Source organism: Streptomyces sp. NPDC056128 (assembly GCF_042263835.1).
GTDB lineage: Bacteria > Actinomycetota > Actinomycetes > Streptomycetales > Streptomycetaceae > Streptomyces.
In genome coordinates this window covers 62,290-76,603 of record NZ_JBHJVQ010000018.1, presented here as the reverse complement: position 1 = coordinate 76,603, position 14,314 = coordinate 62,290, and the positions used below count along the sequence as shown (strand labels likewise).

Genomic DNA, 14,314 nt, shown 5'->3' with positions numbered 1-14,314 from the left:
GGAAATAGTCTCGAACAGCATATTCATCATCAGAGACAGCGTTCAGTATATCGAACGGTCGGATGCAGAGCACGTGGAGGGACCCGCGGTGGCAGCAGCACCAGTCTGGAGTGTCGACCCCCGTACCGGGAAGCAGCGTGAACAGGTCGCGGTGGAGGCCACCGCCCAGGAGGTGGACGACGCCGTCCGCGCCGCGCACGCCGCCCGGAGCGCCCTCGCGGACCGTACCGTCCGCGCGGCCTTCCTGCGCAGTGCCGCCGACGAACTGAAGGCCGCCGAGGGGACGCTGGTCGAGGCCGCCGACGCGGAGACCGCGCTCGGCCCCGTACGGCTCACCGGCGAACTGGCCCGCACCTGCTACCAGCTGCGGGCCTTCGCGGACATCGTCGACGAGGGCGAGTTCCTCGGTGTCGTGGTCAACCACCCCGACGACACCGCCACCCCGCCCATCCCGGACCTGCGCCGCTACAAGGTGCCCCTCGGCGTCGTCGCGGCCTACTCCGCCTCCAACTTCCCCTTCGCCTTCTCCGTCCCCGGCGGCGACACCGCCAGCGCCCTCGCGGCCGGCTGCCCGGTCGTCGTCAAGGCGCACCCCGACCACCCGGCCCTGTCCGAACTGGTCGCCAAGGTGCTGCGCCGCGCCGCGGCCCGGCACGGCATCCCGGACGGCGTCCTCGGTCTGGTGCACGGCTTCGACGCGGGCATCGAACTGATCGGGCATCCGCTGGTCGCCGCGGCCGGTTTCACCGGATCCGTACGGGGCGGTCGCGCGCTGTTCGACGCGGCGGCGGCGCGGCCGGTGCCGATCCCCTTCCACGGCGAGCTGGGCTCGCTGAACCCGGTCGTCGTCACGGAGGCGGCGGCCGCCGAGCGGGCGGACGCGATCGGCGCGGGGCTGGCCGGCTCGATGACGCTGGGCGTCGGCCAGTTCTGCGTGAAGCCCGGCCTGGTCCTGGTGCCGGCCGGCGCCGCTGGTGACGGCCTGGTCAAGACGCTCACGGACGCGGTCAGCGACACCGACGCCGGGGTCCTGCTCGACCACCGCATGCGGGACAACTTCGTCGCCGGCGTCGCCGAGCGCGCCGCGCTGCCCGACGTGGACTCGCCGGTGACGCCGGGCGCGGGCGGCGAGCACACCGTCGCCGCCGGGTTCCTCACCGTGCCGGCCGCGCGGCTGGCGGCGGAGGGGGAGCACGATCTGCTGCTGGAGGAGTGCTTCGGGCCGGTCACCGTGGTGGCCCGCTATCAGGACGAGGACGAGGTGCGGGGGGTGCTGTCGCGGCTGCCGGGGAATCTCACGGCGACCGTGCAGCTCTCCTCCGGAGAGGTTGCGGGGGAGGGGGGTGGTGCCGAGCTTCTCGGTGCGGTGACGCCGCTTGCGGGGCGGGTGCTGGTGAATGGGTGGCCCACGGGGGTTGCCGTGGCGGCGGCTCAGCATCACGGGGGGCCGTACCCTGCGACGACGTCGACGTCCACGTCGGTGGGGGGGACGGCTGTGGAGCGGTGGCTGCGGCCGGTGGCGTATCAAGGGGTGCCGGAGGCTTTGCTGCCGGCTGAGTTGCGGGATGGGAATCCGTTGGGGGTGCCTCGGCGGTTCAACGGGGTTTTGGAGCGGTAGCGCCGTGGGGGTGCGGGTTCGTTGCGGGTGCTGCGCCGTCGTGGCTTGTCGCGCAGTTCCCCGCGCCCCTTGGTAGGTACACGCGACCGGAGAGAATCAGTACATGGACATCGCACTTCCCGAACTGCCCTTCCCCCTCCGTCCCTACGGGCCCGACGGCGGCTGGTCCTACGAGGGCGGTGTGCTCACCGGGGCCGCCGGCCCGCGGCAGGACCGGTTCGTGACGCCGACCGGGGAGGCGCTGGACGCCCCTTCCGACGCGCCTCGGCTGCTGGGGGCTCCCGACGGGGACTTCCAGCTCGTCGCCCGGGTCACCGTCGGGTTCAAGGGGGCCTTCGACGCCGGGGTGCTCTACGTGCATGTCGGTGAGCGGGCGTGGGCCAAATTGTGTCTGGAGTACTCGCCGGACGTGCCCACCGTCTGCACGGTGGTCACCCGGGGGCACTCCGACGACTGCAACTCCTCCACCGTGGACGGGAGTTCCGTCTGGTTCCGGGTCAGCCGCAGCGGGCGGGCCTTCGCCTTCCACGCCTCGCTCGACGGGGAGCGCTGGACGTTCGTGCGGCTCTTCACGCTCGGCGACGCGGAGGAGACCGGTGCGGCCCTGGTCGGCTTCCTGGCCCAGGCGCCGACGGGGGAGGGCTGCGTCGTGACGTACGACCGCCTGGAGTTCCGGCCGGGCTGGCCTGCGGACCTGCGCGACGGCAGCTGACGCAACCGGCAGGGTGGTTCCGCGCGTCCTGCGGTGCATGATCAGCGAACGTGTGACCGGAAGCAGGGTGATCCGCACCGTCCTGCCCGCCGAGGCCGAGACCGTCGCCGCCCTGCACGCCCGGGCCCGGGCGACGTACTACCCCGACGGGCTGCCCGACGACGGTCTCGACTGGGCGGCCGTCTGGCGCACCGCCGTGGAGCGGACCGACGGGCACGTGCTGTGCGCGGTGGAACAGGGGCGCATCGCCGCCATCGCCTCCTTCCGGGTCCCGGAGGACGGACCGGCGGACACGGTCAAGCTCTTCCAGTTCCACGTCGACCCCGGCCACTGGCGCGCCGGCCTCGGCACCGCACTCCACGCCGCCTGCGTCGAGCAGTGGCAGGCCGACGGCCGGCGGGCGGCGGTGCTGGACGTGCACGTCGACAACCGGCGGGCGCAGGCCTTCTACGCCCGCCTGGGCTGGGTTCCGGACCCGGAGAACCCGCCCGCCGAGGGCGACCACCACTTGTTCCTGCGTTTTCGGGTGCCCGGGGAATGAGGCCCGCTGCTTGAACGTTCACGTATAGGTGCGGAGAGGGCCTCCGTACCCGTACGACCTGGAGAAGAGCCGAGACATGCGCGTCGAGATCTGGAGCGACATCGCCTGCCCGTGGTGCTACGTGGGCAAGGCCCGCTTCGAGAAGGCGCTGGCGGCCTTCCCGCACCGGGACGGCGTCGAGGTCGTCCACCGGTCGTTCGAGCTGGACCCCGGGCGGGCCAAGGACGACGTGCAGCCGGTGCTGACGATGCTCACCGCCAAGTACGGCATGAGCGAGGCGCAGGCGCGGGCCGGTGAGGACAACCTCGGCGCGCAGGCCACCGCCGAGGGCCTGGACTACCGCACCCGCGACCGCGACCACGGCAGCACCTTCGACATGCACCGGCTGCTGCACCTCGCCAAGGAGCGGGGGCGGCAGGAGGCGCTCCTCGACGCCTTCTACCGGGGCAACTTCGCCGACGAGCGCTCCGTCTTCAACGACGACGAGCGGCTCGTGGAGCTGGCCGTCGCCGCCGGTCTGGACGCCGACGAGGCCCGCGCGGTGCTCGCCGACCCCGCCGCCTACGCCGACGAGGTCCGCGCCGACGAGCGCGAGGCCGCGCAGCTCGGGGCCACCGGAGTGCCGTTCTTCGTGCTCGACCGGGCCTACGGCGTCTCCGGCGCCCAGCCCGCCGAGGTCTTCGCCCAGGCGCTGACGCAGGCGTGGGGCGAGCGCGCCCCGCTGAAGCTGATCGACGACGGGGGCGCGGAGGCGTGCGGTCCCGAGGGCTGCGCGGTGCCGGGGGCCGAGAACCCCAGGTGAGGGGCCGTACATAAGGATTGCTTGGAGAAACCGCGTAGGAATACGCAATGGACGGGGAGGTCACGGGGCCGCACAGTGGTGCCATGGAGAGCTTCGAGAATCTCGTCCGTGCCGAGTTCGCCCCGAAGACCACGTACCTCAACACGGCCAGCACCGGCCTGCTGCCCGCCAGGACCCTCGTCGCGATGCGGGACGCGGCGGCGTCGGCCGCGGCCGGGCAGCCGCTCGACATGTTCGCCGACGTCGAGGCGTGCCGGTCCGCCTACGCCCGGCTCGTGGGGGTGCCCGCCACCCGGGTCGCGGCCGGTGCCTCGGTGGCCACCTACAGCGGCCTGGTCGCCGCCGCACTGCCCGCGGGCGCCGAAGTCCTCACCGCGGAGGCCGACTTCGCCTCGCTGGTGAACCCCCTGTACATGCGGGGCGACCTCAAGGTGCGCAGTGTGCCCCTGGAGCGCCTCGCCGAGTCGGTGGGCCCGGAGACCGCGCTCGTCGCGGTCAGCTCGGTTCAGTCGGCCGACGGGCGGATCGCCGACCTCGCGGCGCTGCGGGAAGCGGCCCGGGCGCACGGGGCGCGGACGCTGATCGACGTCTCCCAGGCGAACGGCTGGCTGCCGACGGCCGCGGACGACTTCGACTTCGTGGTCGCCGTCGCCTACAAGTGGGTGCTCTGCCCGCGCGGCGTCGCCTTCCTCGTCGTACCGGAGGACCTGGGGGTGTCGGCCGGGCTGACGCCGCTGTTCGCCGGCTGGGCGTCGGGGGAGCGCCCCTGGGACAGCTGCTACGGCCCCGTCCAGGAGCTGGCGCACTCGGCCCGGCGCTACGACGAGAGCCCCGCGGTGTTCTCGTACACCGGCGCCCGGCACTCCCTGGCGCTGCTCGAGGAGCTGGGCGTGGACGCCGTGCACGCCCACGACACCGGTCTCGCCGACCGGTTCCGCGCGGGGGTGCTGTCGCTGGGCCACGAGCCGGTGGCCGCGCCGGGCTCCGCCATCGTGTCCGTGCCCGGCCTCGGCCGGCGCCGGGACGAGGTGAGCCGGGCCGGCGTCGAGGTCTCCGACCGGGCGGGCAACCTGCGGGCCGCCTTCCACCTGTACAACACGGCGGCGGACGTCGACCGGCTGCTGGACGTGCTGGCCGGCTGAAGACCTCAGGACATGGCATCGGGCAGGAGCCTCCTGTCCCACACAAAAGGCCCCTGCCCGAGTTCAGATGCGGGTCACCTCACCGGAGTGAAGTCCCGCGCGCCGACGAAGTCCGGCCGCCGGATCGGTGCCGCGAACGGCTCGACCGCGGTGTTCTCGACGCTGTTGAAGACGATGAACACGTTGCTGCGCGGGAACGGCGTGATGTTGTCGCCCGACCCGTGCATGCAGTTGCAGTCGAACCAGGTCGCCGAACCGGCCTTGCCGGTGAACAGCTTGATGCCGTACTCCGAGGCCATCTTCGTCAGACCCTCGTCGGACGGCGTCCCCGCGTCCTGCATCATCAGGGACTTCTTGTAGTTGTCCTTCGGCGTGGCCCCCGCGCACCCGAGGAACGTCTTGTGCGACCCCGGCATGATCATGAGACCGCCGTTGGTGTCGTAGTTCTCGGTGAGCGCGATCGAGACCGAGATCGTCCGCATGTTCGGCAGACCGTCCTCGGCGTGCCAGGTCTCGAAGTCCGAGTGCCAGTAGAAGCCGCTGGCCCCGAAGCCGGGCTTGACGTTGATCCGCGACTGGTGGACGTAGACGTCCGAGCCGAGGATCTGCCGGGCCCGTCCGACCACTCGTTCGTCCCGCACGAGGTTGGCGAAGACCTCGCTGATCCTGTGCACCTCGAAGACCGACCGGATCTCCTTGGACTGCGGCTCGACGATCGAGCGCTCGTCCGCGCGGATGGCCGGGTCGGTGGTGAGCCGCTCCAGCTCCCGCTGGTAGACCCCGACCTCGTCCGGCCCGATGAGCTGGTCGATGGCGAGGAACCCGTCGCGGTCCAAGGACTGGAGGTCACCCTGCGAGACCGGACCGGGCGTGTCGGGGGAGCCCCAGACCACCGGGTCCTGCCGGGGGGTTGCCACCTCGGTGGCGCCGCGGGTGGGATAGAGATCGGTGACGTTCGTGGTCATGGTCACGATGACTCACACCTCCTCGGTGAGCAGCGGGTAGACGCCGTTCTCGTCGTGGTCCTCCCGTCCGGTCACGGGCGGGTTGAAGACGCACAGGCAGTGGAAGTCCTCCTTGACCTTGAGCGTGTGCCGCTCATGGCCGTTGAGGAGGTACATCGTGCCCGGCGTGATGGTGTACGTCTTCCCCGTCTCGCGGTCGGTCAACTCGGCTTCGCCCTGGGTACAGACGACGGCCTCGATGTGGTTCGCGTACCACATCGACGTCTCCGTACCCGCGTACAGAATCGTCTCGTGGAGGGAGAAGCCGACCTTCTCCTTCGCGAGGACGATGCGCTTGCTCTCCCAGGTGCCGGACGCCGATTTCACGTGCCGGTCGGTGCCTTCGATCTCCTTGAACGAACGGACGATCACGGTGTTGCGATGCCTCCTAGGTGAAGGGTGTGCAGGGTCCCCGGCGCCCTCGGTCACGCGGGCCGAAGGCGCCGGAAGCGGTGGTGGTGTCAGGCCGTCTCACGCACGGCCCGGGCGAGGGTCTTCATGCCCTCGTCCAGCTCTTCGGGCGTGATGGTGAGCGCCGGGAGCAGCTTGACGACCTCGCTCTCGGGGCCGGACGTCTCGATGAGCAGCCCGAGCTCGAAGGCGCGCTTGGCGACCTTCCCCGCGCGGTCCTTGTCGTGGAACTCCAGGCCCCAGACCAGGCCGCGGCCCCGGTACTCCTTGACGTCCGCGAGGTTCTCCTCGGTGATGGCGATCATGTGCTGCTCGACCTGCTCACCACGGGTGCGGGTCTGCTTCTCCATCGCCGACCCGTCGGCCCAGTACGTCTCCAGCGTGGCGGTCGCGGTGACGAAGGCCGGGTTGTTGCCGCGGAAGGTGCCGTTGTGCTCGCCCGGCTCCCAGACGTCCAGCTCCGGCTTGAACAGGCACAGCGACATCGGCAGACCGTAGCCGCTGATCGACTTGGACACGGTCACGATGTCCGGCGTGATGCCCGCCTCCTCGAAGGAGAAGAAGGCGCCGGTCCGGCCGCAGCCCATCTGGATGTCGTCCACGATGAGAAGCATGTCCTGGCGTTCGCACAATTCCGACAAGGCGCGCAGCCACTCGGGCCGGGCGACGTTGATGCCGCCCTCGCCCTGCACCGTCTCGACGATCACGGCGGCCGGCTTGTTCAGGCCGGAGCCCTGGTCCTCGAGCAGCCGCTCGAACCAGAGGAAGTCCTCGACGGTGCCGTCGAAGTAGTTGTCGAACGGCATCGGCGTGCCGTGCACCAGCGGGATGCCGGCGCCGGCCCGCTTGAAGGCGTTGCCGGTCACGGCCAGCGAGCCCAGCGACATGCCGTGGAAGGCGTTGGTGAACGACACGATCGACTCGCGCCCCTTCACCTTGCGTGCCAGCTTGAGCGCGGACTCCACGGCGTTGGTGCCCGTCGGGCCCGGGAACATGACCTTGTACGGCAGGTCACGCTTGCGCAGGATGATGTCCTGGAACGTCTCCAGGAAGCGGCGCTTCGCGGTGGTCGACATGTCGAGACCGTGCGTGACGCCGTCTCGCTCCAGGTAGTCGATCAGCGCGCGTTTCAGGACCGCGTTGTTGTGCCCGTAGTTGAGAGAGCCCGCTCCGGCGAAGAAGTCGAGGTACTCGTGGCCGTCCTCGTCGTACATGCGGCTGCCCACCGCACGGTCGAACACGGTGGGCCAGCCGCGGCAGTAGCTACGCACCTCGGACTCGACGGTCTCGAAGACGCTGAGGTCGGGCTGGGTGATGGTCACGACGAATCGCTCCTCGTTGGGTGAGGGTGGGAGAGGAAGGTCGTACGAATCCGGCGGGAACCGGTGTGGTCCCGGCGGGAAGTCTGTGGGGCCGGACGGTCAGGGGTGCCCGGCCGTCCGGGCGTCCGGCGGGTCAGCCGGCTGCGGTCAGGGGACCGATGCGGTACAGGACCTCGGGCTCGTGCGGCCCGTCCGGGAAGAGGTCCGTGTCGAACAGCACCTCGCGATCGAGCCGGGCACCGTGCCGCTCGGCGAACGAGGTGAACAACCGCTGGGACGCGGTGTTGTCGGGGGAGATGGTGGTCTCCAAGGTCGTCGTCGCGCACTCCGCGACAGTGCGGGCGACCAGCCCGTCGAGCAGTGAAGCCGCGAGCCTTCGTCCACGGTACGCCTCGTCCACGGCCACCTGCCACACCAGCAGCGTGTCCGGCCGGTCGGGCCGGATGTAGCCGGTGACGAAGCCGACCGGCACCCCGTGCCCGTCGCGAGCAACGGCCGAGGTGGCGGCGAAGTCCCGGCACCAGAGCAGGTAGCTGTAGGACGAGTTCAGGTCGAGGGCCTTGGAATCCTTAGCTATCCGCCACAGGGCGGCGCCGTCGGCCACTCTCGGACGATCGATTTGCAGGTCTGCTTGCGCGGCAGTCATGCAAATTGAATTTACCGAGGGAATTTCAAAATTGCATCGTCGGATGGGGTTACGGATCGCTGCCTCGTGTGTTATCACGCGGGCGCGTACCTCCGCGCGAGGCGACGGCAACTTGTGGTGATTTGACCGGGTCAAACTCCGCGAAGCGGACAGCATGTGTATCGGGTCACAATCTCGTAACCCATGCGAGACGTGTCCGAAATGCGTAGCTCCACGTTCGCGAAATCTTTGTGTTTAGGTCAAGAGAAAGCGGGCAGAAGAATATGGGATCCTGCGCTGGACGGGAATTCCTCTATTGAGTAAGTGCGGGATAAGGGAATTCCCTTGAATTCATGCTCCGGAAAGGCCGGCTCCGACCGGCCGCTCCCAGGCGTCCCCGGCGGCCCGCCGGGCGCCCTCCGGATCGGCCTTCCGTCCCGTCTCCGTCAGCGCGGCACCCAGTGCCGTCAGACAGCCCTGTACGGCCATGAGCGTCGCGTCCGGACCGTAGTGGTTGACCCGGACCATCTCGCCGGCCAGCGCGCCCCCGCCCGCGGCCAGCGGCAGCGCGGGGTCGGCGGCCAGGGCCCGGGCCACCAGCGCGGACGCGTCGACGTCCGACGGCGTCCGCAGGGTCGTGGCGACCGGCGCCGCCTCCTTCGCCTCGTACACGTACGGCTCCAGGCCGCCCAGCGCGAGGGCGCCGGCCCGGGTGGCCGCCGCGGCCGACGCGTGCCGCGCCATCACCGTCTGGGGGCCCTCCGCCTCGATGCGCTCCACGCAGGCCTCCAGCGCGAGCATCTCCAGCTGGGCCGGCGCGTGCAGCAGGGCCTTGCGGCCGCCGTCGATCCAGCGCTCCTTCCAGTCCAGCAGGGAGAGGTACGACCGGCGCGGTGCCGCCGGGTTCGCCGCCATCCGCGCCCACGCCCGCTCGCTGACCGACACCGCCGAGACTCCGGCCGGACCGCCCATCGCCTTCTGCGCGCCGATCACGCACAGGTCCACGCCCCACGCGTCCGGCAGCACCGGCTCGGCGCCCACGGAGGCCACGGCGTCCAGGTAGAACAGCGCGCCCTGCGCCCGGACGGCCTCGCCGATCTCCGCGACCGGGTTGGTGTTGCCGGTCGCCGCCTCGGCGTGCACCAGCGACACGAAGTCGATCTCCGGGTGCTCCGCGAAGGCCCCGCGGACCTGCTCGGCGGAGACGGCCGTGTGGAACGGCACGGCGAGGTCGTGCACGGTCGCGCCGCAGTCCCGCAGCCAGTTCCCGAAGGTCTGCCCGTACGGTCCGGTGACGATGTTGAGCGCCACGGTGCCCGGCCCCGCGGCGGCGCGGATCGCGCCCTCCAGCGGCAGCAGCGCCTCACCCTGCATGACCACGACGTCCTGCGCGGTCCCGAGCAGACGCGCGACCCGGTCCTCGATCGCGGCGAAACGGCCGGCGCTCAGCGGGGGGAGGTCCAGGAGGGGATGGGTCACGGCGGGGCTCTCTTCAGTACGGCTGGTGTACGGAACGTACGAGTCGAGAGTAACCATGACCACTTCCGGCACTCGCTACCGAGTCCATCCGTTGCGACACCCCCACGCCCGGAATTGTGGCTTCCGCAACAGCGGTGAGGGTCTCCGGGCTGATGAACTCGCCCTGTGTTCCTGGTACTTCTGCTTCTCGTCGTGATCGCCGTGGTGTCGGCCATGGGACTCGCCGGCCACGGCGCGAGCGTCCTCGCCGCCCGCCGTGCCCGGGGCCCCGGCGCCGGACCGCTGCTCCACGCCCTCGCCGCGTTCGCCGGTGCGGCCGCGGTGGCGGTGTACGGCTGGGGTCTGCTGCACGTGGCGGGCGCCGCCATGGAGTCCAACGGTGGTGCGAACTCGGCGCCGGCGCCTCCCTGCCGGATGCCGGGGTACGAGGAGCGGGCCCTCCACGTCATCGACCAGTCGGTCTCCTTCCTGCCCCTGGGCTTCGTCTGCGAGACCTCCGACGGCGACGACTACACCAGTGACGACGTCCCCGGCTACGTCAACCCGGGCACCGCCGTCCTCGCCCTGACCGCCGCGGGGAGCGCCCTCGCGGCCGGCCTTTCGAACACCCCCGGGGCCCGGTTTAGGGTGCGAGCATGAGCGATCGCGCGGTGCTGCACGTCAAGGGTCGGGTGCTCGTCGGACCGGACGAGGTCCGCGACGAGGTGTGGGTGATCGACGGCCGGGTCTCCTACGACCGGCCCGCCGGCGCCAGCGACGTCCGCACCGTCGAGGGGTGGGCGCTGCCCGGCCTGGTCGACGCGCACTGCCACGTCGGCCTCGACCAGCACGGCGCCGTCCCCGAGGACGTGGCCGAGAAGCAGGCGCTGACCGACCGGGACGCGGGAACGCTGCTCATCCGCGACGCGGGCTCACCGTCCGACACCCGCTGGATCGACGACCGCGAGGACCTCCCGAAGATCATCCGGGCCGGGCGGCACATCGCCCGCACCCGCCGCTACATCCGCAACTACGCCTGGGAGGTCGAGCCGGACGACCTCGTCGCCTACGTCGCCCAGGAGGCCCGCCGCGGCGACGGCTGGGTGAAGCTGGTCGGCGACTGGATCGACCGCGACCTCGGCGACCTGTCGGCCTGCTGGCCGCGCGGCGCCGTGGAGGCGGCGATCGCGGAGGCCCATCGCCTCGGCGCCCGCGTCACCGCGCACTGCTTCGCCGAGGACTCCCTGCGCGACCTGGTCGAGGCCGGCATCGACTGCGTCGAACACGCCACGGGCCTCACGGACGACACGATCCCGCTCTTCGCCGAACGGGGCGTCGCCATCGTGCCGACCCTCGTCAACATCGCCACCTTCCCCGCCCTCGCCGACGGCGGCGAGTCCCGCTTCCCACGCTGGTCGGCCCACATGCGCCGACTGCACGAACGCCGCTACGACACCGTGCGCAGCGCCTACGACGCCGGTGTCCCCGTCTTCGTCGGCACCGACGCGGGCGGCTCCCTGGCCCACGGCCTGGCCGCGGCGGAGGTCGCCGAACTGGTCACCGCCGGCATCCCGCCCCTGGAGGCCCTCGCCGCGACCACCTGGGCCGCGCGGAGCTGGCTCGGGCGCCCGGGCCTCGACGAGGGGGCGCCGGCGGACCTGGTGGTGTACGACGAGGATCCGCGCGCCGACGTGCGCGTGCTCGCCGCTCCGCGCCGGGTGGTGCTGAACGGGCGGGTCGTCGGTTAGCCGAGGGGAGTGACGGCGGCGAACACCCGTGCCGGAAGATTCGAAAGGGTTCGCCAAAACTCCACGAAGGGGTGAAGTGACCCTGGATCGCTGACGGTTCGGCGTGCGCGGGGACATTCTTTCCGGGTCCCAAGCATGTCGCTCATGCGTGTCCCGCACGCATGTCTCACTGGGGGTCCCACCACCTTGAACGGCAACACCTTCCGCATGCCCGCACGCCGCCTCGCCACCGTCGCGGCGGCCACGGCCCTGGCCGCGGGTCCCGTGACCCTGGCCGGCGCGGGCGCCGCCCACGCGACCGGTGACCACGGCCGCGCGAGCGCCACCGTGCTGCGCACCGGGCTCGACGTCTCCTTGCTCAACAAGACCGTGAACGTCCCGCTCGCGGTCACCCTCAACGAGGTGCAGGCCCCCGAGAGCGCCGAGAAGACCGCGCTGACCGCCCGGCTGGACGGCGTCGACGGCGGCAAGCCCTTCAGCGTCCTGCGCGCCGACGTGGCCGAGGCCGCGGCGACCGCGGACGCCGGGAAGAGCGAGGGCCGCACCAAGCTCGCGGGCGCGCGGCTCCACGTCCCCGGGCTGCCGCTGCTGTCGGTGATCGAGGTCGAGCAGGTCACCTCCAGGGCGACCTGCGAGGCCGGGAAGAAGCCGGCCGCCGAGGCCAACCTGCTGGGCGCCGTGACGGTCCTCGGCAAGAAGGTCACGCTGACCACGGCCGGGACGACGGACGTGAAGGTGCCCGGCGTCGGCGAGGTGCGGCTCGACCTGTCGAAGACCGAGACCACCTCCCGTACGGCGGCCGCCACCGCGCTCGAACTGAAGGTGTCCGTCAACCCGCTCGACCTGAACGTCGCCGAGGTGCACGGCACCGTCACCCTGGCGAAGGCGACCTGCGAGGCACCGACGGCGCCCGCGGACGAGGCCGAGCAGCCGCCGGTGAAGGCCGAGGAGGAGCCCCCGGCCGACCAGGACGCCGAGCCCGCCGCCGAACCGGCGACCGAGGTCAAGCCCCAGGGCGCCCGCGCCGAGGCCGACCTCGCCGAGACGGGCGGCAGCTCCGCGACCCCGTACGTCGCGGCCGGCGCCGCGGCCCTGGTCCTGGCGGGCGGCGGAGCGCTGGTCCTGGCCCGACGCGGACGCGGCTGACGCGTCAAGGGGACGGCGGCACATGCGGCGACCGGCGTGGCCCGGCCGCCGCAGACCCCGCCGGGGCCGGCCTCGGCGGGGCGTGCGTGCGGGGGGCGGTCCCGTCGGCGCGCGTCCCGCCCGGGTCGAGCCCCGTGAGGGCGGATCTGCTCCCGCGCCTCGCGGCCGGGGTCGTCAGGCCGGGGCCGGTATCGCCCCTGCCAGCGCCCGCAGGAACCTGTCGGACGTGGCCCGGTCCCGGACCGCGAGGCGTAGCCACTCCTCGTCCAGTCCGGGGAACGTGTCCCCGCGCCGTACCGCGAATCCGAGGCCGCGCAGCCGGTGGCGTACCGCGGCGGCGTGCGGGAGGCGGACGAGGACGAAGGGGCCCTCGGCGGGCTCGACGACCCGCAGGCCGGCCCCGGCGAACTCCCCGAGCCCGGCGACCAGATGGGCCCGGTCCGCGGCGACGCGGTGGGCGGCGTGGGCCGCCTCCGCCAGCGCCCGCGGCGCCACACACGCCTCGGCGGCCGCCAGCGCGGGCGTGGACACCGGCCACAGGGGCTGCGCGCGTTCCAGCTCGGCCACCGTCTCGGGCGCCGCCAGGACGTAGCCGATGCGCAGCCCCGCCAGCCCCCACGTCTTGGTGAGGCTGCGCAGGACGATCAGCCCGGGTACGTCGGTGCGCCCGGCCAGCGCCTCCCGCTCGCCCGGCACCGCGTCCATGAACGCCTCGTCCACGACCAGGGTCCGCCCGGGACGGGCCAGCCCCGTGAGCACGTCCGCCGGGTGCAGGACCGACGTCGGGTTGGTCGGGTTGCCGACCACCACCAGGTCGGCGTCCTCCGGGACGGCCGCCGGGTCGAGGCGGAAGCCGTCCGCGGCCCGCAGCAGCACCCGGTCGACCGTGTGCCCGGCGTCCCGCAGCGCCGCCTCCGGCTCCGTGAACTGGGGGTGCACCACGACCGGCCGCCGCACCTTCAGCGCCCGCGCCAGCAGCACGAACGCCTCCGCCGCCCCGGCCGTCAGCAGCACCCGCTCCACCGGCAGCCCGTGCCGCTCCGCCACCGCGGCCCGCGCCGCCCGCCCGTCGGGGTAGGCGGCCAGCGAGCCCAGCGAGGCGGCCACGTGCTCGCGCAGCCACACCGGCGGCGTGTCCGCGCGGACGTTCACCGCGAGGTCCACCAGCGCCGAGCCGTCGTCGCGTACCTCGGCGTCCCCGTGGTGCCGCAGGTCGTGGCCCCGGGTTCCCGGCTCAGCGCGCATGGGAGTGTGCGTGTCCATACGCGTGATGGTGCCGCACCCCGTCCTCCGCCCCGGCGCCCGGGTCCGCCGTCCCGCGCCCGGACCGGCTTACCACCGCGCAGGTCGCCCGCGCCGGACGCGCCGCCGACCTGAGCTTGGGCACGAGAAGCGCACCGCCACCCGCCAGCGCCGCCGCCTCGGCGACCGACGCGGTGCCCACGGCCGCGAACGCGGCACCGGAGGGATGGGGCACCCCGACCGCCGCCAGTTCAGCGGCGCTGTAGGTCACCAGCGGCACGCCCAGCCGCTCGGCGGCCCCGGCGATCCCGGGCTCCGCGGCCTTCGTGTCCAGGGTGGCCAGCTCCGTGACCGATGCGGAGTCCAGCCCCGCCTCGCCCAGCGCCAGCGCCACCAGCGCGAGCACCTCGTCGACCGGCACGCCCCGGGACGCGCCGACACCGACGACGACCGACGACGCGGGCCGCACCGCACGTCCGGGCATTCCGGGCATGGAATCCGCTCCCGTCCCGCTCATCCTGCGCATATTTACCGCCGTTGCCG

14 protein-coding genes and 1 pseudogene are annotated in these 14,314 nt (G+C 72.4%); 8 read left to right on the top strand and 7 right to left on the bottom strand.

The features are described 5' to 3' along the window. Positions 1 to 88 precede the first annotated feature (88 nt). From ACFC1X_RS27430 to ACFC1X_RS27410, 5 genes are all read left to right on the top strand, one after another. Positions 89 to 1,618, top strand: a complete 1,530-nt coding sequence (locus tag ACFC1X_RS27430) for an aldehyde dehydrogenase (NADP(+)) (RefSeq protein ID WP_376358091.1) — start codon at positions 89 to 91, stop codon at positions 1,616 to 1,618. Between the two features lie 103 nt (positions 1,619 to 1,721). Further along, positions 1,722 to 2,330 (top strand): DUF1349 domain-containing protein, encoded by a 609-nt coding sequence (locus ACFC1X_RS27425; RefSeq protein WP_376358088.1) that lies wholly within the window; start codon positions 1,722 to 1,724, stop codon positions 2,328 to 2,330. A gap of 37 nt (positions 2,331 to 2,367) precedes the next feature. Continuing rightward, positions 2,368 to 2,871 (top strand): GNAT family N-acetyltransferase, encoded by a 504-nt coding sequence (locus tag ACFC1X_RS27420; RefSeq protein WP_376358086.1) that lies wholly within the window; start codon positions 2,368 to 2,370, stop codon positions 2,869 to 2,871. A gap of 76 nt (positions 2,872 to 2,947) precedes the next feature. Then, positions 2,948 to 3,673, top strand: a complete 726-nt coding sequence (locus ACFC1X_RS27415; RefSeq protein WP_376358084.1) for a DsbA family oxidoreductase — start codon at positions 2,948 to 2,950, stop codon at positions 3,671 to 3,673. 47 nt (positions 3,674 to 3,720) lie between these two features. Then, positions 3,721 to 4,815 (top strand): aminotransferase class V-fold PLP-dependent enzyme, encoded by a 1,095-nt coding sequence (locus tag ACFC1X_RS27410; RefSeq protein ID WP_376358081.1) that lies wholly within the window; start codon positions 3,721 to 3,723, stop codon positions 4,813 to 4,815. A 74-nt stretch (positions 4,816 to 4,889) separates the two neighbouring features. On the opposite strand, the gene thpD is transcribed toward ACFC1X_RS27410, so the two are convergent. The 5 genes from thpD to ACFC1X_RS27385 form a co-directional block, all read right to left on the bottom strand. Then, positions 4,890 to 5,789, bottom strand: coding sequence for an ectoine hydroxylase (thpD, locus tag ACFC1X_RS27405; protein WP_376358231.1), 900 nt, complete (start codon positions 5,787 to 5,789; stop codon positions 4,890 to 4,892). 3 nt (positions 5,790 to 5,792) lie between these two features. Next, on the bottom strand, positions 5,793 to 6,191 hold the full coding sequence (locus ACFC1X_RS27400) for an ectoine synthase (RefSeq protein ID WP_122614803.1): 399 nt from the start codon (positions 6,189 to 6,191) through the stop codon (positions 5,793 to 5,795). A gap of 89 nt (positions 6,192 to 6,280) precedes the next feature. Continuing rightward, complete coding sequence (ectB, locus tag ACFC1X_RS27395; protein WP_376358078.1) at positions 6,281 to 7,552, bottom strand: diaminobutyrate--2-oxoglutarate transaminase; 1,272 nt, start codon at positions 7,550 to 7,552, stop codon at positions 6,281 to 6,283. Positions 7,553 to 7,685: 133 nt separating this feature from the next. After that, complete coding sequence (ectA, locus tag ACFC1X_RS27390; RefSeq protein WP_376358075.1) at positions 7,686 to 8,198, bottom strand: diaminobutyrate acetyltransferase; 513 nt, start codon at positions 8,196 to 8,198, stop codon at positions 7,686 to 7,688. Positions 8,199 to 8,528: 330 nt separating this feature from the next. After that, on the bottom strand, positions 8,529 to 9,656 hold the full coding sequence (locus ACFC1X_RS27385) for a pyridoxal-phosphate-dependent aminotransferase family protein (RefSeq protein WP_376358072.1): 1,128 nt from the start codon (positions 9,654 to 9,656) through the stop codon (positions 8,529 to 8,531). Between the two features lie 165 nt (positions 9,657 to 9,821). On the opposite strand from ACFC1X_RS27385, the gene ACFC1X_RS27380 reads away from it, so the two are divergent. The 3 genes from ACFC1X_RS27380 (at position 9,822) to ACFC1X_RS27370 (ending at position 12,529) form a co-directional block, all read left to right on the top strand. Then, a complete protein-coding gene (locus tag ACFC1X_RS27380) occupies positions 9,822 to 10,295 on the top strand; it encodes a hypothetical protein (RefSeq protein WP_376358070.1) in 474 nt (157 codons plus the stop codon). Continuing rightward, positions 10,292 to 11,383, top strand: a complete 1,092-nt coding sequence (locus ACFC1X_RS27375; RefSeq protein ID WP_376358067.1) for an amidohydrolase family protein — start codon at positions 10,292 to 10,294, stop codon at positions 11,381 to 11,383. The genes ACFC1X_RS27380 and ACFC1X_RS27375 overlap by 4 nt, the downstream gene beginning before the upstream one ends. 186 nt (positions 11,384 to 11,569) lie before the next feature. Then, complete coding sequence (locus ACFC1X_RS27370) at positions 11,570 to 12,529, top strand: SCO1860 family LAETG-anchored protein (protein WP_376358064.1); 960 nt, start codon at positions 11,570 to 11,572, stop codon at positions 12,527 to 12,529. 174 nt (positions 12,530 to 12,703) lie between these two features. Here ACFC1X_RS27370 and cobC read toward each other — a convergent pair whose 3' ends face one another. Further along, positions 12,704 to 13,792, bottom strand: a complete 1,089-nt coding sequence (gene cobC / locus ACFC1X_RS27365) for an Rv2231c family pyridoxal phosphate-dependent protein CobC (protein ID WP_376358061.1) — start codon at positions 13,790 to 13,792, stop codon at positions 12,704 to 12,706. Positions 13,793 to 13,814: 22 nt separating this feature from the next. Beyond that, positions 13,815 to 14,264 (bottom strand): annotated as a pseudogene (locus ACFC1X_RS27360) (cobalamin biosynthesis protein); the annotation flags it as partial. Positions 14,265 to 14,314 lie beyond the last annotated feature (50 nt).